The organism is Flavobacterium sp. N2550, assembly GCF_025947265.1.
Lineage (GTDB): Bacteria > Bacteroidota > Bacteroidia > Flavobacteriales > Flavobacteriaceae > Flavobacterium > Flavobacterium endophyticum.
The window spans coordinates 2,287,182-2,306,349 of record NZ_CP110007.1; the positions used below are offsets into that span (position 1 = coordinate 2,287,182).

Annotated in this window: 17 protein-coding genes; 6 read left to right on the forward strand and 11 right to left on the reverse strand. The window is 40.7% G+C overall.

Features of this window, described 5'->3' with window-relative positions:
- Positions 1 to 34: 34 nt before the first annotated feature.
- Together OLM56_RS10050 and prmA are read right to left on the reverse strand one after the other, a co-directional pair.
- Positions 35 to 310 carry an ATP-dependent Clp protease adaptor ClpS gene (locus tag OLM56_RS10050; RefSeq protein ID WP_121376579.1) on the reverse strand — a complete coding sequence of 92 codons (276 nt, stop codon included), beginning with the start codon at positions 308 to 310 and terminating at the stop codon, positions 35 to 37.
- 15 nt (positions 311 to 325) lie between these two features.
- Positions 326 to 1,159: a 50S ribosomal protein L11 methyltransferase gene (gene prmA, locus OLM56_RS10055; RefSeq protein ID WP_264526867.1), complete on the reverse strand. Its 834-nt coding sequence runs from the start codon at positions 1,157 to 1,159 to the stop codon at positions 326 to 328.
- 89 nt (positions 1,160 to 1,248) lie between these two features.
- Between prmA and OLM56_RS10060 the strand changes: the two genes are divergently transcribed.
- Positions 1,249 to 2,466 (forward strand): OprO/OprP family phosphate-selective porin, encoded by a 1,218-nt coding sequence (locus tag OLM56_RS10060; protein WP_264526868.1) that lies wholly within the window; start codon positions 1,249 to 1,251, stop codon positions 2,464 to 2,466.
- A 160-nt stretch (positions 2,467 to 2,626) separates the two neighbouring features.
- Here the strand turns inward: OLM56_RS10060 and OLM56_RS10065 are convergent, their stop codons facing one another.
- The 6 genes from OLM56_RS10065 to OLM56_RS10090 all read right to left on the reverse strand — a co-directional run bounded on the left by OLM56_RS10065 (position 2,627) and on the right by OLM56_RS10090 (position 10,879).
- Positions 2,627 to 6,574 (reverse strand): choice-of-anchor I family protein, encoded by a 3,948-nt coding sequence (locus OLM56_RS10065; RefSeq protein ID WP_264526869.1) that lies wholly within the window; start codon positions 6,572 to 6,574, stop codon positions 2,627 to 2,629.
- Positions 6,575 to 6,770: 196 nt separating this feature from the next.
- Positions 6,771 to 7,523, reverse strand: coding sequence for a triose-phosphate isomerase (gene tpiA, locus OLM56_RS10070; protein ID WP_121376575.1), 753 nt, complete (start codon positions 7,521 to 7,523; stop codon positions 6,771 to 6,773).
- A complete protein-coding gene (locus OLM56_RS10075; protein WP_121376574.1) occupies positions 7,523 to 8,020 on the reverse strand; it encodes a TlpA family protein disulfide reductase in 498 nt (165 codons plus the stop codon). The genes tpiA and OLM56_RS10075 overlap by 1 nt, the downstream gene beginning before the upstream one ends.
- Before the next feature lie 85 nt (positions 8,021 to 8,105).
- A complete protein-coding gene (locus OLM56_RS10080; RefSeq protein WP_121376573.1) occupies positions 8,106 to 9,182 on the reverse strand; it encodes an ABC transporter permease in 1,077 nt (358 codons plus the stop codon).
- 6 nt (positions 9,183 to 9,188) lie between these two features.
- A complete protein-coding gene (locus tag OLM56_RS10085) occupies positions 9,189 to 10,280 on the reverse strand; it encodes a MauE/DoxX family redox-associated membrane protein (protein ID WP_264526870.1) in 1,092 nt (363 codons plus the stop codon).
- A gap of 56 nt (positions 10,281 to 10,336) precedes the next feature.
- Positions 10,337 to 10,879 carry a DUF1599 domain-containing protein gene (locus tag OLM56_RS10090; protein ID WP_121376571.1) on the reverse strand — a complete coding sequence of 181 codons (543 nt, stop codon included), beginning with the start codon at positions 10,877 to 10,879 and terminating at the stop codon, positions 10,337 to 10,339.
- 102 nt (positions 10,880 to 10,981) lie between these two features.
- Between OLM56_RS10090 and OLM56_RS10095 the strand changes: the two genes are divergently transcribed.
- The 3 genes from OLM56_RS10095 to folP are packed head-to-tail and all read left to right on the forward strand — an operon-like array spanning position 10,982 to position 12,980.
- Complete coding sequence (locus OLM56_RS10095; RefSeq protein WP_264526871.1) at positions 10,982 to 11,599, forward strand: hypothetical protein; 618 nt, start codon at positions 10,982 to 10,984, stop codon at positions 11,597 to 11,599.
- A gap of 44 nt (positions 11,600 to 11,643) precedes the next feature.
- Positions 11,644 to 12,141, forward strand: a complete 498-nt coding sequence (locus tag OLM56_RS10100) for a hypothetical protein (RefSeq protein WP_264526872.1) — start codon at positions 11,644 to 11,646, stop codon at positions 12,139 to 12,141.
- A gap of 26 nt (positions 12,142 to 12,167) precedes the next feature.
- Positions 12,168 to 12,980: a dihydropteroate synthase gene (gene folP, locus OLM56_RS10105; RefSeq protein ID WP_264526873.1), complete on the forward strand. Its 813-nt coding sequence runs from the start codon at positions 12,168 to 12,170 to the stop codon at positions 12,978 to 12,980.
- A 217-nt stretch (positions 12,981 to 13,197) separates the two neighbouring features.
- Here folP and rlmH read toward each other — a convergent pair whose 3' ends face one another.
- Positions 13,198 to 13,671, reverse strand: coding sequence for a 23S rRNA (pseudouridine(1915)-N(3))-methyltransferase RlmH (rlmH, locus tag OLM56_RS10110; protein ID WP_182493768.1), 474 nt, complete (start codon positions 13,669 to 13,671; stop codon positions 13,198 to 13,200).
- A 173-nt stretch (positions 13,672 to 13,844) separates the two neighbouring features.
- Here rlmH and nadC point away from each other — a divergent pair, with 173 nt between their 5' ends.
- Together nadC and OLM56_RS10120 are read left to right on the forward strand one after the other, a co-directional pair.
- Positions 13,845 to 14,702, forward strand: coding sequence for a carboxylating nicotinate-nucleotide diphosphorylase (gene nadC, locus OLM56_RS10115; protein ID WP_264526874.1), 858 nt, complete (start codon positions 13,845 to 13,847; stop codon positions 14,700 to 14,702).
- An 11-nt stretch (positions 14,703 to 14,713) separates the two neighbouring features.
- Entirely contained in the window at positions 14,714 to 15,637 is a 924-nt protein-coding gene (locus OLM56_RS10120; protein WP_264526875.1) for a YihY/virulence factor BrkB family protein, read from the forward strand.
- On the opposite strand, the gene OLM56_RS10125 is transcribed toward OLM56_RS10120, so the two are convergent.
- Both OLM56_RS10125 and OLM56_RS10130 read right to left on the reverse strand, forming a co-directional pair.
- A complete protein-coding gene (locus tag OLM56_RS10125) occupies positions 15,630 to 16,631 on the reverse strand; it encodes a hypothetical protein (RefSeq protein WP_264526876.1) in 1,002 nt (333 codons plus the stop codon). The two genes, OLM56_RS10120 and OLM56_RS10125, sit on opposite strands and share 8 nt — an antisense overlap.
- Positions 16,624 to 18,687, reverse strand: coding sequence for a phospholipase D-like domain-containing protein (locus tag OLM56_RS10130; protein WP_264526877.1), 2,064 nt, complete (start codon positions 18,685 to 18,687; stop codon positions 16,624 to 16,626). Before OLM56_RS10130 ends, OLM56_RS10125 begins: the two co-directional genes overlap by 8 nt.
- Positions 18,688 to 19,168: the final 481 nt, after the last annotated feature.

Here is a 19,168-nt window from a genome sequence, read left to right on the forward strand (position 1 = left end):
CAAATAAAAAGGCTCCCATTGGGAGCCTTTCTTTTTAAACTATTTCTGCGCTTAATCCAGCCTCTAGCAGCTGGGTACATTGCGGCTTCAGTTCGTCCAATGAACCCGTTTTCACGGTACACTTTCCTTTATAATGAACAATGATAGAACATTGCTCGGCTTGCTCGGAAGTATGATTGCAGACCCGTATCAAGGTTTCGATAACATGGTCAAAAGTATTCACATCGTCATTATAAAGAATAATTTCATTGTTTAAGGAAGTCAGTTCTTCGACTAAGACTTCTTCTTGAATTTTTTCTTTAGTACTCATAATCAAAAATTTAATCTAATTTACATATTTCAAGGCGACCCAATTGTTTTTTTGATGTTTTTTAACATAGGTCAGCCCTTTCTCAGTGCAGGAAGCATTGATTACCGGGATGTCTTCTTCATAAAAACCGCTCAAGAATAATGTGCCACCCGGATTCAGGCAATCTACATATTGCTGCATGTCGTCTAGCAAGATGTTTCGGTTGATATTGGCGATAATCACATCATAATTTTTACCAGCTAACAAAGCCGCATCGCCTTCATAAACGGTAATATGGCTGCAGTTGTTGCGTTCTGCGTTTTCAATCGAATTCAAATAGCACCAATTGTCGATATCGATGGCATCAATCGGTTGGGCGCCTTTCATTTCTGCTAGTATCGCTAAAATAGCGGTACCGCAGCCCATGTCCAACGTTTTCTTTCCTGCAACATCCGTTTCCAAAAGATGCTGGATCATCATGTGCGTCGTTTCGTGGTGGCCGGTACCGAAAGACATTTTCGGCTCGATTACGATATCGTATTTTGCATCGGTCTTTTCATGAAAAGGAGCTCTTACATGGCAGATTCCGTCAACGTCGATGGCTTCAAAGTTCTTTTCCCATTCTTCATTCCAGTTCACCTGCTCGATTTCTTCTACCGTATAGCTCACGGTAAATTCAGGCGAGGTCAATATAAAAATATCCTCTAAGACATCCTCAGTCCAAAGTACCTTTTGAATGTAGGCCGTAACTCCAAATTCAGTTTCGATGAAGCTTTCAAAAGGTTTTTCGCCTAATTCGGCCACAAGAATTTCTGAGCCCAGCTCTTTTGGTTCTACTTTAAAATGATATCCCAGGTAGGTATTTGCCATAACATTAATTTTTTGCAAAGGTAATATTCTCATAACATACGCTAGGTAAAATTAATATTAAGTTTGCATCAAATTAACACAACGCCATTATGAAGAAAATCTTAACGCTGGCATCGCTATTTGTAATTAGCGTTTCTACTGCTCAGGACATTAAGGTTACTACCAAAGATAACGATTTAAAATTATCTGCGCTGCCGTACTACAGCTATGGTAAAGGCTTGGGGCTGACATCTCCTGATAGTCTTTTTCAGCTGAATATCCGTTTCAGGATGCAGAATAGGGTTACATATATTGAGAATGAAGGTGAAGAATCGGCTTATGACGGACAGATTCGAAGACTGCGTCTGCGTTTTGACGGATATGTAGGAGATCCTAGGTTTTTATATGCCATCCAGCTTTCTTTCGCTCCTGGCGATGTGGGCGAAATCGAAGAAGGAGAGAACCTCAACATCATCCGTGATGCGGTGGTATTCTACCGACCGAATAAAAACTGGAACTTTAGCTTCGGACAGACAAAATTGCCAGGGAACCGCCAGAGGGTCAACTCTTCGGGAGGTCTGCAGCTGACAGACAGGACCATCAATAATGCCAAGTTTACGGTAGACCGTGATTTTGGTTTCCAAGCGCATTACCTCCACGAAAACCTAGAAAAGTTTTCTTATAACATCAAGACGGCAGTTTCAACCGGCGAAGGACGAAACTGGACAAAGAGCAACGACAACGGCGTGGCCTTGACCGGAAAGCTGGAGCTGTTTCCTTTTGGTTCTTTCAAAAAAGATGGAACTTCTTTTGAAGGCGATATTGCTAGAGAAGCAACTCCAAAATTAATGCTGTCGGGCGCTTTCCAGCAAAATAATCATGCAAGAAGAACGCAAGGACAGTTGGGAGAAGATTTGTTTGAGCAAAAAACAATGAAATCGGTACTGCTCGATGCCATGCTAAAATACAACGGTTGGGCATTCATGTCGGCCTATATGTCTAGGGATTGTGACAACCCGATTACGGTAAATCCGGAAGATGCTACGGATATACAATATGTCTTTACCGGAAGCGGAATGGACTACCAATTGAGCTACCTTTTTCCTTCAAACTATGAAATCATCGGAAGGTTCTCCACACAAAAAGTCAATGAAGACATCCAAGAATTAGCGCCGGATACCAAGCAGTACAGCATAGGCGTTACCAAATACATCTGGGAGCATGCCTTCAAACTTCAGGGGGAGCTTACGCTTGACGATTTGAATTACTTTGACGGAAGCTCTAAGCAGAACTGGTATTTGAGATTTCAAGTAGAAATAGGGATTTAAGAGGTTGTTTGTTGCCTGTTTTAAAATTTCCCATAGAGGCCTTATGTTTGATAAGGCCTTTTTTATTGCTGTATGTCAAACCTCAGCCAATCTGGTGATAGCAAAAAAAAACCAGTTTCAGAACGAAACTGGTTTTTTGTAAAGGGAAGAAAGAAGGGGATTATTTGACCACGAGCTTTTTCGTGATTCCTTCAGCGGTCTTAACCAGGTAGATTCCGGTTGCCATTGAAGAAGTGTCGATGGTCAAGGCTTGTTTGGCTGTATGGATTAGTTTTCCGGTATAGTCGAAAACTTCGATATCGGCTATTCTGTTAAAGTATACGATGCCGTCAACCGCTGGGTTCGGGAACAATACGAACGTTTTAGGCTCGTTTTCAAAACCTGGAGTCGAAAGATTTTCAGTATTTACTTCAAACAATGTCAAAGTACCGCTGATTTCATTCGCTACTACGATATAATCTTTGTTTGTCGGGCTGTCTGCCGCTTTGATATAGGTGATTCCTTCTGGACCGTGGTCTCCTGCGTAAGCAGAAACGCTACGGCTATTTTTGTAATCTACAAATTTCACATCGTTCGGGTTGGTCACATCATAGACCATAACACCACCGACTCTTTCTAGGCTGATAAAAGCAAATGTTTTTCCTGCAATTTCAGCAAGCGTAACGCCTTCTGGTTCTGGACCTTTAGCACGGCTTCTTACTTTGATTCCGTTATCCTCGTGATCCGCATTAAAGATCGGATTGATAGATGGTGTCATGGCTGTGTACATTTCAAAATCGTCACCGCTGTCAAACACCAACTGTTTTGTATCCGTATTGAAAATCGAGAACGAACGTCCGCCAAGCGCATAAATCTGTTCTTTTTCAGCGTCAGCATCTGTATTTCCTGAGAAAGCAGAAACTCTGAATCTTCCAGCATTGTAGCTTTGTTTTAGCATAGAAGCATTTGGATAGGCAACAGCATCTAATCCGTAGCTATTATCTCCAATCGTAATTCTTTCTACAAAGCCAGTATATTCTTTTTCATCGCCTTCGTTAGCTGTTACGATAAAATTAGTACCGCCTGCAGTATAATTGGCAATTCCGTCAGGCTGGTAGAATGATTTTATAGGCCAGTTGGCAATCAAGATCTGTCCGTTGTTGTCTGAGATATCCGCTCCGTTACCCACAACGCTCATGTCTTTTGTACCTAAAGCCCAAAGAGCTGTATAGGTATTGTTAGTCAGGTTGATTTCTGCAATCGCGTTGTTTTCCTGCAAAGCAACCCACGCTTTTTGAGAATCAGCGCTGATCGTGATGTATTCTGGCTCAAAATCTTGAGACATGGTGCTTGTCGATTTCAATTTTCTAACGCCGCTGGCAATAAGTGCCGTTTCTTGGGTGTTGTATTGCGTGAACAACATAGTCGTTACGTTAGCTTGCGTAAGAGAAGCAATGCCTCCCGAAATATCAATCACGCTTACAGAGCCTTCTGGATCAACAGTATAGTCTGCATTTGGCTGTCCTTCGTTAGCAGTCAATACTTTAGTGCCGTCTGGCGTAAACGTAATCATGTCTGGAAGAGCACCAACGGTAACTTGTTTTTGGAACACACCGTTAGTAGTGAAGAATACGACAGAACCGTTCAACGCTTCGTTTGCATTTGGAGAAGCCACGGCAACAATTCCGTTTTTAACCGCAACACTCGTCACGCCGCCGTAAGGATTCATGTCAATCGACTGTACTACAGATAGGGCAGCAGGATTCGAGAAGTCTACGATGTCAAGAAAACCAGCAATAGCGCTTGTCGTGAATAAACGTTGTGAAACGGGGTCGTGTACTACAATTTCGCACGTACTGTTGTTTGTTCCCGACGGATCAAAGCTTCCGATATAGTTCAATTGGATATCGTTGTTCGGAACTTTTGCCATCCTATCGTTGTCTTTAATATAGATAGTAGCCATCGGATTTCCTGTAATCGAATAGCCTACAGGATTTTCTAAGCTCAATACGAAATATTCCGCTTGTTGCTCTAAAGCCGTATCGTCGATAATCGGAATCTGTATCGTTTGTGTCAATAAGCTTGCAGAAGTGAAGTTCAGCGTGCGTGTAGCAAATGTAAAGTCATTCGAGTCAGCAGTGTTGAATGAAGCCGGTTTTAAGACCAAGTCTACAGAACCTGTAGCTGCAGCCGCAAGATTGACAACAAAATTCAAAGTCCCTGCATCTTCATTAACCGTTACAAAGTTAGAAGCCAAAGACAAGGTCGCATTAAAGCTGAAGTTGTAAGTATAAGGACAAGCCATAGTCGATCCCGCAGCATCTTGGATGTTGCTGATGACCAAAGCATAATTTGTAGCAGGGGCAAAAGGAGTAGAGAAAGTCAAAGTAGCTACATTGTTCGCTACCGTAACAGAGGCTAAGTTGGCTACGCCAGTATAATTAGCAACATTAGAAGCCGAAGCTGTATTTAAGTTAGCATTGAACGTAATCTGAATTGTAGTGTTGTTCAATACCGAAGCACTTTGTACTTGCAATGAACTTGGGAAATTCCAAGTTGGCCATGTTTGAGGAGCTGTTCCGCCTGCAACACCCGTCCAGTTGGCAGGGTTTAGGATAGCCGCTTTTAAGACAGCAGGAGTTCCAGTTTGTACGCCGCTATAAAAAGCATTGACTGCATTTCCAGCATCGTTTCCAGGAGCAGTAGACGTATTTAACGCGCTAGTTCCGTCAACCAATCCCGCTGGAAGCATTGAGATGCTGCCGCCGCAAGCGGTGTTTGCAGTTGCCCATCCGTTAGAGCTTAAAGCCGTGATATAGTTTGGAGCGGTATTCGTTCCAGTGTAAACGATTACTTGGTCGCCGCTTGAGCTTAGTCCAAAGCCAGAGCCCGTAACGGTTCCTTTGTTGGCAATCAAAGCCGAAGTCTGGATTCTGACAACAGAACCTGCAGGGATACATTCGTTAGCGCCAACCGTCCATACAATTCCGTTCGGACATTGTGCTGGCGTGTTAGTCGTATATTTTGAATCGGTAAACGTCAAGAAAGTACCCGGAAGGATATCTACAAACGTTACAAAAGCTACTTCGTCTTCTGTTCCAGAAGCATTCATTCTATAGGCTACAAAAGCCAAATCTCCCGCTTGGAATTGTGTCTGTACCGCAATGGTAGTAAACGTGCTTGAAGTGGCAGCAGTAACCGCATTGCCGCTCAAGTCTTCCACCGTATTCGGAAGCAAGGCTACATAATAGGCTTGGTTGTTGGCTAGATTTGAAGTTGGATTGATGGTGATTGTATTTCCTGAAATCGTCGCGTCAAACGGAACCACAGCTCCTGTCGCGTTGTTTAGGCGTAATGTTACCAAAGCATCTACATTTGTATTGTCGATAGCGGCATCGTTAGCCAATCGCACAGCTTCGTTGAAAGTGATAGTAATGTCTGTAGCTACCGCTATATTGGTGCTAGAATTAGCAGGAGCATATACCACAGTCGGTGCAGTAGTATCGCCACCGCCGGCAGAAGTTCCTTCTACAGTGAAGTTGTCAAAACGATTGTTTCCTACCGTTCCGCCAGCTCCGACTTCGAATTCTACTTTTAATTTAAAATTCGGATTGTTGTCTGTGGCAGCAATGGCACTAAAATCTAAGGTTTCTAATGCAGGATTGCCGTTGTTTGGTGCGATTGTCGTAAAAGGAACAAAAGTAGTTCCGTCTACAGAATACGACCATTTTTGGTTTCCGGCTCCTGAGCCCGAGCGGCGCGAAGCAAATTTGACGATCACGTTTTCAAAACCAGTCGTAGGCAATGCAAATTGCAAAGCACCACCGATAGGGTCGTTAAAACGCAAGTGCGTTCCAGGACCATCGCCATTTCTGGCATTCAGGTTTTGCAAATCAAAAGCCTGTCCGGTTCCTCCGGCAAAGTCGATAACGCTGATTCCTCCAGCAATAGCAGTCAGCGAAGCTCCAGTGACAAGTGTCGATGTAGGAGTCGTGATAGCCGCTTCGGAAGCATTGTTGTTAAAATTCCAATAATGGATAAGGGTCTGCCCATAAGAAAATTGGGCCACAAAAAAGAGGATGAGCAACAGTAGTGCTTTCTCGATTTTTGAAGCGTAGTTGTGTGACATAAAGTATTTAGGTTGATTAATTCCCGCAAAAGTCACAAAGAGTTATTAACCAGCCATTACTGCCAGATAAACGAAAGTTTAAGAGAGGCTTTCCGAATGTTTTATAAACGTTAAGCCGTAACGATGGCTTAATATAGGCATAATAAAAAAGCCCAGAATACAAGTTCTGGGCTATAGTATAAAGTACAAGAATTGCTTATATCGCTGCCACTATCGCTGCAAAGTCGGTCGCTTTTAATGCAGCACCGCCAATCAATCCGCCGTCTACATCCGGTTTAGAGAAAATCTCTTTCGCATTGTCTGGTTTTACGCTGCCTCCGTAAAGGATAGAAACATCTTCAGCCAAAGTCGCATTGTATTTAGACGTAATCGTTTCTCTGATGAATTTGTGCATTTCCTGAGCCTGTTCCGGAGAAGCCGTTTCGCCTGTCCCGATAGCCCATACCGGCTCATACGCCAAGACGATGCTTTCCCAGTCTTTGGCTTCCAGGTGGAACAATCCGTCTTTCAATTGGTTTTCTACAATATTGAAATGATTGCCCGACTGTCTGTCTTTTAATTCTTCACCAAAGCAGAAGATTACCTGCAATTCATGCTTCAAGGCCGTGTTTACTTTTTCAGCCAAGAGAGCATCCGTTTCATGGAAATACGCTCTTCTTTCAGAATGTCCAAGGATAACAATGCCTACGCCGATGCTTTTTAGCATATCCGCAGAAATCTCTCCAGTAAAAGCACCGCTTTCGGCCTGGTGCATATTTTGTGCGGCAACGCCGATATTGGTAAATTCTAAGTGGTCTACGGCAGAAGCCAGGTTTACGAAAGTAGGCGCTACAATAATATGTGCTTCTACATCGTTCGGCAATTTATCAATAAGGTCGTTTAGTAAATCTTCCGTTTCTTCCGCGTTTTTGTGCATTTTCCAGTTGCCCGCAACAATCTTTTGTCTCATTAGTTAAGTTTTTTTAAAGTAGCATTTATTTTATCAAAATCGGTTTCGATGGCTCTGTAGATGGCAATCTTTCCTTTCTTGTCGATAACAATATAGCGCGGAATCCAGTCCAAGTCGATAGCTTTCCCGAATTTGCCTTTCATTCCGTCAGGCGCCAGATAATGCTCGCCAGTCAGGCTGTGCTTTTCGATTCCAGCTTTCCATTTCTCGGCAGTCTTGTCCATCGAAATAAAAACGTAGTCCGTCTTCGGGCTTTTTTCCTGCATGTCTTTTACTTTCGGCATGGCCTTCACGCAGTCGCTGCACCACGAAGCCCAGATGTCGATCACGACAGTCTTTCCTTTATGCTTGTTTAGTATTTCTTTAAAAGAGATTTCTTTTCCGTCTAAAGTCTGCAGTTTTTCAGCCAAGGCTTCTGCAGCGAATTCTGTCTTTTGAGCCTGAGAGCAAGATACGGTTCCCAAGACCACCAAAAGAGATAAGAGTATTTTTTTCATTGAGTTGTTCTTTTTTGAGATAAGCAAATATACTATTAAGTTTTTGAATACAACAACCCTGACAGGGTTCCAAACCCTGTCAGGGTTATCCTAAACGAATCTTCGGATCCAAATACGCATACACCAGATCCACCAAAATATTAATCACCACAAAAGTAGTAGCAATCACGATAACCGAGCCCATAATCACAGGCAGGTCTAAATTATTCAAAGCCTCTACGATTTCTTTCCCGAGGCCGTTCCAGCCAAAGATATATTCCACAAAAACAGCACCAGCCAGCATCGAAGCAAACCAGCCCGAAATAGCCGTCACTACCGGATTCAAAGAATTTTTGACCGCATGCTTTCTGATAATCTGAAACTCCGACAGCCCTTTCGCACGTGCCGTACGGATATAATCCTGCCCGAAAGTCTCAAGCAGCGAGTTCCGCATCAACTGTATCACGACGCCTAGCGGACGGATGCCCAAAACAATCGCTGGAAGCAGTATATTTCTCCACTGGATGTATTGTCCTTCGCCAAAATCATCCACCTCATACAAACTGCCCGTCATGTTCAGTCCCGTATACTCATGCAGCACAAAGCCAAAAAGCCATGCAAATAAAATAGCGCTAAAAAAAGACGGAATGCTCATGCCTAACGTACTCAACAAAGCAATCACCCTGTCGATCCAAGTATCCTTATAAAGAGCAGAAACAATCCCAAGCAGGATGCCTATCACGATAGCAATCACGATAGCAAACAATGCCAACAGAAAGGTATTCGGCAAGGTATTCCCGATGACATCCGACACTTTCTTGCCGCTTTTCTGAAAGCTTTCGCGCAGGTAAGGCGTTTTTAAAACCACCTCATCATTGCCGATAGCAAAAAGCGGAACCGCATTGTATTTGCCTTCCGATAGAAACGTATAATCCTCCGCATTCTTGCTGTGGACAGAAATAGGCGAGAGGTCGTTCAGATAATACAGATACTGCGTCGAAATCGGCTTGTCAAAACCATACTTCTTCTTGACAATCGCCAGCTGTTCCGAGTTTTCATTCTGGTCGAGCATCATACGTGCCGGGTCGCCCGGCAGCACGTTAAACAAAAAGAATATGACCGTGACCACTCCAAAAAGCGTCAGCAGGGCATATCCTATTTTATGTAAAAGGTATTTGATCAAAGAAGCTTATTTTTTTAGCTCAGAATAATTTTTTTTCAAGACGTTCTGCAGTTCAGAACCCACAAATTTCTTTTCGTTGATGCCGTCCCATTCCTTGATCTTGTTGCCATTCCAAAGATAGATAACGCCAGGAGTATCCTTGCTCGTGCCTAAAAGCTTCCAAAACGGAATCACTTCCAAGACCTTATACGGATAATCCGCTCCCGCAAATTTGAAGAACTCCGGAATCTTTTCAGGTTCCTCGTTCATAAACAACACAGACACTTCAGGGAAGTTTTTATTTTTCGCCCTCATTTCAGTCAGCTCTTTCGCCACGTCACGGCAATGATCGCAGCCCGGAACAAAAAGACAGATAATCTTCTTGCCTTGGTCGGCCTTGCTGAAATACTGCGCATAGCCCGATTTTTGCTGTGCCGGCTCGTCGGTTGCCGGTTTTGCAGCCTCAACAGCAGTTGTCTCAGTCGTTTTGGCTTCCGTAGCAGGAACTGCTGAAGAATCGGCAGGCTGGGCAGGGAAGGCCTCTAAACTTTCTATAGGAAGTAGCGTAGCAGCATCAGCCGTGTCTTCTACCGCTTTAGGCTGTATCGGTGCCAGCATAAAAATCATTAATATCGAAGCAAAAGTCACGGTCGTCAAGACCCAGAAATTCTTTTTATCGGCATTCTTGGGAAGCAAATATAAAAGATAGACCAAAAGTACTCCCGCAATCACGTTTTTGATAATCGCCTCAATCGGCGTCATAGGAAGCAAGCTCCCGAAACAACCGCAGTTGCCCGAATTGCCGCCGTTTTGTATCGTATCGATCGTCAAATGGGTCGTAAAAACAATCAGCATCAGCAAGGTAGCCGGAATAACGATTCGCTTTAAAAAATGCGGCTGTAATAACAAAAGCCCCAATGCAAACTCAATCCCGATCAAGATTCTAGAAAAGAATACAGCAAAATCTTCCGAAAAACCCATCGGATACAGCTGTTTCACTTCAAAAGTAGAAATAGCAAAATAAGGAGAAGGATACATTTTTGCGATAGCCGAAATCAAGAACAAAAAAGAAATCAAGATCCGTAAGGCCCAAGGGAGGTATTTTTTTAGGTTTTCCATGATGTAAGTTTTCTCAAAAATAAAGCTTATGATAAATTCAATTTGTTAATGAGTTGTTATTTGGCAAAACCCATCAAGATCAAGGCAAAAACCGAGTAGTTGATCATGTCTTGGTAGTTGGCGTCAATCCCTTCAGAAACAATCGTTTTCCCTTTATTATCCTCTATCTGCTTTACGCGAAGCAATTTCTGCAAGATCAAATCCGTCAACGAGCTTACCCTCATATCGCGCCAAGCCTCGCCATAATCATGGTTTTTCGCTTCCATAAGCGCTTTCGTCAAGGCCACCTTTTCATCATAAAGCTCTGTTGCCTTTGCCACGCCCAGATCCGGCTGCTCCACAACGCCCAAATCCAATTGGATCAGCGCCATGATCGAATAATTGATGATCCCTATGAATTCTCCCGTCTCGTCCTCATCCACCTTGCGTACCTCGTTTTCCTGCAAGCTTCGGATGCGCTGCGCCTTGATAAAAATCTGGTCGGTTAGCGAAGGCAGGCGAAGGATGCGCCAAGCGCTGCCATAATCCTGCATCTTGTTGATGAATAAAGTACGGCAAGTGCCGATAACGCTGTCAAATTCCTGAGAGGTAGTATCCATTATTGGTGTATATTTGTATGAAATTTGTCCAAAAATAGTGAAAAAAGAGTTAAGGCGAAAGGTAAATCATAAAAGCCGCTCATAACACAAGCAAGCATAAAAATGGCAGCAAATAATTTTGACGGTATCTGGATGTACGTAAAAGACAACGATTATTATGGAGAACCGCGATACATTATTTTTGATAACGATAAAGCTGTACGATTCGATATCGAAACAGAAAAAGACGGTACTCTTCAATTAAAAGAAAACGGAATTGTAGAAGAAATGACCGCCATAAGACACGAATTTATCACTCCCGACCGCCTGCGGTTCTTTACCAAAACAATCCACTATTTCGTTTACGAGGATGAAAGCCAAAATACCACCGAAGAAACCGAACTAGCCGAAGAATACCTGCGGCTGGAACCTACTGAAACTTCCCTCACCAAAGAAGAAATCCAAAATAACAGCTATCTTGCACAATGGAATAAAGAAAAGCTGCAGATACGATTCAATACCACGCTAGATTCAGAAATTATCCAAGAAATCAACAAGAAGAACAATAGGGAAGGACGAAAACTAGTGGTAGAACAATTAGGAGACACCCTTTTCCTGTGCTTTTTAAATAACAGCCAAAGAGAACTCCTTTTGCCGATCAAGACCATTGACCAAGAAAAAATAGTACTCCAAGGCTATCCATCGCAACCCTTCGAAATAACAGGAACAAGAATACGATAGCCGAAAAGCATTCGAAACCAGCAGTCCAATTAAAGCATGATGCAATGAAAACAATACAGCTACATTTTGTATTCCTCTTTTTAGCCTTTACAAGCAGTTGTATCGCGCAAGCGCAAGGTGCAACCACCACCCATGAAACCGCTGCCTATTCGATTACCTATCCCGCGAAATCCGAATTGAGAACCTATAAAAACGAAGAAAAAGACCTGTTCAAATCCCTCTTTTCCCTCTATGATTTTGGCAGCAATGCCATAGCCGATTTTTCTGGAATCTCATTGTCTAAATTAGACTGCTCGGGCATAGGAATTAAGGAAGTTATAAAAGTTACAGAACGCGGAAAAACAGTAACCAAAAGCTGGAACGAACATTCCCAATCGGCATTTGACGAACTCATCTATGAAGATGACGGCTATACGTTTGTAAAGTATCTTTATATAGAAAAGGAAAATCTCTACCAACTTACGGGCTCGATTAAAACCGACATGTTTTCCGCCCATTATAAAGACATGCAAAAAATAATGGCAAGCTTCTTCCTGAAATAAACACAAGCCAAAAAAATACCTATCCAATGAACTGCAACGGAACCCTTATCGACCTGTCAACGCCCAAAGTAATGGGAATCCTCAACATTACGCCAGACTCTTTCTACGACGGCGGAAAAAACGACAGCGACCAAGCCATCATCGACAAAGTAAAACAGATGCTAGACGAAGGCGCTACCTTTATCGATATCGGAGCCTATTCCTCAAAACCCAATGCCGAATTCGTTTCCGAAGCAGAAGAACTCGCAAGGTTGCTTCCCGTAATCGACCTTTTGACAAAAGTCTTCCCAGAAATCATCATTTCCGTAGATACCTTCCGCAACCAAGTCGCAGAAGCCGCCATCCAGCACGGAGCCTCCATCATCAACGACATAGCCGCAGGCGGACTAGACCCAAAAATGATGGAAACCGTTGCCAAATACAACACGCCCTACATCATGATGCACATGCGCGGCAATCCGCAGACCATGCAAAGCCTCACTGAATACGACGATATCGTCAAAGACATGCTGTTTTATTTCTCTGAAAAAGTAAGCCAAGCTAGAAGCTTAGGAATTAATGATATTATCATCGACCCCGGCTTCGGATTCGCAAAAACAACCCAGCAAAATTTCCAAGTAATGAACAAGCTCGAACTCTTCCAGATCCTCGAGCTCCCGATCCTGTCCGGCATCTCCCGAAAATCCATGATCTACAAAACCCTGGGCATCACGCCCCAAGAATCCTTAAACGGAACCACCGTACTCAATACGATTTCTCTGCTCAAAGGCGCCAAGATATTAAGAGTACACGATGTGAAAGAAGCCGTAGAAGCAATTAGATTAGTGGATAGTTTGTAGTGGATAGTTGATAGTTGAAAGTCGAAAGTCATAAAGTGGAAAGTCATAAAGTGGAAAGGTATAAAGTGGAAAGGCGAAGGATTATTTATGGTTTAGGATTTTAGATTTTGGATTGCTTGATAAATAAATTTGTTTATTCTTTAAGACTTTCCACTTTCTAACTTTCCAACCATCAAAAATCCCAAATAACTATAAACTAAAAACTATCCACTATCAACTATTGATGATGATACGGCTCCCCCCTCAAAATACTAAACCCCCTATACAACTGCTCAATAAAAAACAACCGCACCATCTGATGCGAAAAAGTCATTAGCGACAGCGAAACCTTCCCTTGAGCCTTAGCATACACCGTTTCCGAAAAACCATACGGCCCGCCGATGACAAACACCAACGTCTTGATGCCCGAGTTCATTTTCTTTTGCAGCTCCTCCGAAAAACCGACGCTCGAAAAACTCTTGCCATTCTCGTCCAACAAGATAAGTTGATCCGTAGGCGATAGCTTAGAAAGAATCAATTCACCTTCCTTTTCCTTCTGCTGTGCTTCCGAAAGATTCTTTACGTTCTTGATATCCGGAATAATCTCCAAGTCGAACTTGATATAAAACGATAATCGTTTCTGATAATCATCAATCAAAGCCTGAAGCGACTTATTATCCGTTTTGCCGATGGCGATAAGTTTGATATTCATTTTAAAGAAGCTAAGATTATAGGCGCTAAGCCACTACGATCACACAGCAAAGATAACGCTATCCCATCAAGAATTCAAAAAATAGAAACCGCCAAAACACAAGCAATTAAAAACAACAAACCCTGTACAAGTCTAAAAGAATTTATTATTTTAGCTTCCATTAAAACAATACCATGATTTCAGAAGCCCAGTTTCAGAACGAATTACAACTCATCATACAAAACGGAATCCGTGAAGACGTAGGCGACGGCGACCACAGCTCACTAGCCTGCATTCCCGCAACCGCACAAGGAAAAGCCAAGCTATTGGTCAAAGACCAAGGCATCATAGCCGGAGTCGAATTTGCCAAGATGATCTTCAACTACGTCGACAAAGACCTAAAAGTAGAAACCTTTATCCAAGACGGAACACCCGTTAACTACGGCGATGTCGTCTTTCACGTAGCCGGAAGCTCCCAGTCCATACTCAAATCAGAACGCCTCGTGCTCAACGCCATGCAGCGCATGTCGGCCATTGCCACCAAAACCAAAGCCTTTGCCGACCTTTTAGAAGGCACCGGCACCAAAGTACTCGACACCCGAAAAACCACGCCCGGCATCCGAGCCATCGAAAAATGGGCCGTAAAGATAGGAGGAGGAGAGAACCACCGATTTGCCCTCTACGATATGGTCATGCTCAAAGACAACCACATCGATTTTGCGGGAGGCATCACCAAAGCCATCCAAAAAACCAACGACTACCTCAAGGCAAACAGCCTCGACCTCAAGATCATCGTCGAAGCCAGAAACCTAGACGAGGTACGCGAAATCCTAGAATCCCAAAACGTCCACAGAATCCTGCTCGACAATTTCGACTACGACACCACGCGTACCGCAGTAGCCCTTATCGGCACCCAATGCCAGACCGAATCCTCCGGAAACATCAACGAAAAGACCATCCGAAGCTATGCCGAATGCGGCGTGAACTATATCTCCTCAGGAGCCCTCACGCATTCCGTCTATAATATGGACCTTAGCCTGAAAGCCATCTAAAACAAGACCAAGTGACCAAGATAATCGAAGACAAGCTCGAAAAGATTCCCGTAATACGCCCGCTGATGCACCTCACGCAGCGCATCAAGCTCCCGTGGCTCGAAGGACTCTCGTTCTACGACCTCCTAGAGCTCTACTTTATCGGTATTGCCAAAGGCGCCTTTTCCTACCGCGCCAGTGCCATTGCCTTCAGCTTCTTTATGGCCCTCTTTCCGTTTGCCCTGTTTATCCTGAACCTGATTCCCTACATCCCGATTGAAGGCTTCCAAGCCGATTTCCTGAAATTCGTCGAAGAAAGCGTACCGCCCAATACCTACGAAGCCATCTATAAAATCATCAACGACATCCTCAACAACAGCTACAAAGGACTCCTTTCTTCCGGTTTCCTGCTGTCCATCTTTTTGATGGCCAACGGTGTCAATGCCATACTCGGAGGCTTCGAGATATCAAGACACATCACCGTCACCCGAGGCTTTTTCCGCCAATACGCCGTAGCCCTAGGCATTGCGATCATATTGTCGACCCTGTTGATCGTGACCGTTTCCGCCATCGTTATTTTCGAATACATCATACAGCGCATGAAAAGCCAAGGCGTCTTTGACAGCATCAACCTCGTCAGCATCGGACGTTTCGTCTTTGTCGGACTTATGATCCTCACCGCCACCTCCATACTCTTTAAGTTCGGAACCAAGCAGACCCGCCGCAACTCCTTTTTTAGTATCGGCTCCATCTTTACTACGGTATTGATTGTCCTGACTTCGTTTGTCTTTGGTATTTATGTCGTGCGTTTCGCAAAATATAACGAACTTTATGGCTCTATCGGAACGCTGTTGATTCTGATGATTTATATCTGGCTCAACTGCATGATTCTATTGCTCGGTTTTGAGCTAAATGGTGCTATTAATCGATTAAAAAGGAAGAATCTGTTTAATTGATTTCCTCATGAAGTGTATTTGACTTTTTGCTAGCTTGTTTATTAATAAATTTAGTTATTTGCGAAATAACTTGATTGTATGTGTTTTGTGATTTGACAATTTCATACTCAGCAATGTTTGATTGCTTAAACCAATTTTCCCAAACAGCCCGCATTATATCAAAATCAGTTGGTAGTTTTCTAGCTACTCCATTACTGTCAAGTGAACGATCTACCATTTCAACGACAATTATTCTACAGTCTTTTAAGTTTTTATTTGTCAGTCTATTGATTTGGAATTGAGGGTTATCGGTAATAAAAGAATTTAAATCTTTAGATTGTTGGCTAATAAATTGCTTTCTTATTTTATTGACTGTTGCCTCACTAAATTGATAACCTGAATCTTCAGTGGCATTTTCAATATAGCCATCCGTAAAAAGAACAATTATATTTTTTGTTGAAATTTCAACATTGAGATTATCAAGGTTAATAATAGTAGGCTCTTCAGAAACTAAAATATTATTCACGGTTGAATTTAAATAATTATAAATATCTGATCCATGTAAATCTTTTATGGACTTATCATAAACGGCCTTGATATTTTGTTTTGCAGTTAAAATATCTTTTTTAAGATTATTACGAATATAATCAGACCTTTCAAGTTGGTTATTTTCAAATTGGCTAAAATTAATTTGAAAATTACTAGCTTCAAAATTAGAAGAATTTAATATTCCAGCATTTATGAAATCGAAAGTAAAGATATCTTTTTGATGAGCACTCCGACCTCCAAATTTTAGGATATCGGGAATTTGCTCAAATATATTATTTATAATTATAGTATCATGAACAGGTTTTGGATGAATTTTTGGATCTATGCGATTTGATAAATCAGGAGCAATTATTATATTAAAATTACTGACTTTAACAATCTCATCATTAACTTTTTTATCAATATTTTTGTCATTGTTGCAGGATAATGCAATGAAGCTAACTAGTAAGATTAGAGATTTATACATTTTCAGTTTTCAGATTATTGTTAGTAATTTTTCCCATTCGCCAATTTAAAATTTCATCTATTGCCTCAGATGTTTTTTTCTCTGCAATGATTAATGAATATTTGTCGTGTAAAAGTTTACTCCAACCTTCCATAAACACATTGATTCGGTCATCCAGCGCAGTTATTGAAATAGGCAGTTTATCATTTTCGATATGGCTTTTATAAATATTGGAAAGATTTATCAATCGTTCTTTTCCTTGTTCCAATTCTTGATGGAGTAAAGTAATTGCATCATTGAATTTTGAAGGAAGGTTATCAAGAATTAAATTTTGTTTTTCAATTTCTTTTTCCTCTGAAGTAATTTTATATTCTAGTTGGTCATTTCCTATTTCCAACTGATGAATCTCTTCTTGTTTAAGAATAATCTCTTCTTTTAAATGTTTGATAACCAAATTGTTTTTCTTTTCAGCAGATGTAGGATTTCGTTCTTCAAATATTGAAAAGAGTTTTTTTGTTACAACACTAAAAAGATATATTCCTAAAGCACCTAATATGAAGACTAGCCAAAAATTATCAGAAGTAAAAACTTGCCAAAAAGTAAGTTTAAAATCAACAGAGTTTGTTTGGTATTCAATGTGATTAATATTTTTAGAGACTTTAAAAGCAATAAAAGAATCTATTATAAATATTAGTATTAAATTTTGATTGGAAGTTATAGACGATATAAGTTTTTTTATTCTGCTCTTATGAATGGATGTTTCATTATCGTTAACTCCGAATAAATGAAATAAGCCTAAACCATAAGGAATGCTTACAAAGAAAAGAATGAATAGAAAACCTCCAATCCCTTTCAATGATATTTTTTCAAAAACATTTGGGTCAAAAATTTCAGGAACCGTGATGTTTAATCCTTTTAAAATAAGTTCATTAGCGTCTTGTTTTGCAAATATAAAAATGTATGCTACAGAACTGTAGAATATAAATACATAGCTAGCAAGTATTAACGTAAAAATTATAGATGTTATAGTTACTGGCCAATTGAAAGATGGTTTTACAAACTCACCTGAAGCATTTCTAATTTTTTGATTAAGATCTTCAATTTTGTCTCTAATAAACTGAATTCTAGTTTTATTATTAGCTTTTAATTCAAGCTCAAGAGCGTCTTTTTGCCCTTCTAAGTCAACAATATGTTTTTTGCAGTTTTCAATTGAAAACCGATTTTCTTCTTTAAGGCGATTTTCTTCGAAAGCGATTTTGCTCTCAAGACTTCCAGTTGATAATTTTTGTTGTTCCTCAATTTTACTGCTGAGCTTCCTTTTTCGTTCTTCAATTACTTCAATATTATTGATAAAGCTTGAATATACACTGTCCATAGCTTGCGGTAAAACTTGATGATCACCATTGTTTTCTTGAGAACGACGATATCCTGTATTCCGTAATAGCTCTTTATCAAAATTGCCGACTTCTGCCGCAATGATACTATCAAGAACATTTTTAAATTCTTCGATACTTTCCTCCTGAATGCTTCTTGGTTTTGAAATTTCTACTACTGGAGGTAAAATACCTACTAAAGTTTCTACAGTTTTTTCCGATTTTATGATATGGTCTAAAGTTTCACCTTTGTTAAGTCTCAAGGTTCTAATCTTTATCTTATGAAATGTGTCAATTAATTCATTTACAGTCTTTTCATGAGATGTAATGATAACGGTTTCATGGTTGTTGTTTCGGGCATTTACTGTCCAGTTGTATGATCCTGAAATAGCAATACTATTGTCTATTATACAAAATTTTTGATTCATCATGCCATAACCGATATTTTTTATTTTTATGATATCAGCACCGCTAGCTTCCAAACTTGAAAAATCAAGTTTTTCATTATCTGGTTGATCAGCAATTATTATAGAAATCTTTACGCCATTGTAAAGTTTTTCTTCTAATATTTTATATAGTTCCGGATCGGTAAACCAAGCCATTGCGACAAGAATCTCCTGTTGAGCATTATTCAATTCGTCTTTAATTCGTATAAAAATCTCCTTATTATCGGTCAACGTATCTTGTAAGAAATTGGTGTCCATGTTTTTTAAATTAAAATTTATAAAATGTTAAAATTGATATTTAGTTTAAATTTTGACTTTAGAATGCTTTTGAATTGTTTTATTGAAAACAATCTTGTCTTATATAATTATTAAATTCATATTTTCTCTTAAGTTAGTGTTCAGTCTAAAGAAACTTTACTTTATTCGACTACTATGATTTGATAGTTTGCCTTAAGCCATTATCTATTTATCTATGACAAATATTTTGGTACATATTTGTTATTAATCTAACTTATTGAAATTCAAAATTAGACCTTAACATGGCGCTCGTTTTACGGTTTCCCTTAAAACAAAAAAAATGTGATAAAGATGCTAAATTGTGAAGGTTTTGTTTTTGCATTCATTTTGGATTTTAAAATATGATTCAAGCTATTCTTTATGAAATAAAAACATAAGAAGTTTAAAGACAGAGAGCTTAATTTAGTGTGAGTACAAAATGTCTTACTGCTGATTTAAAGAT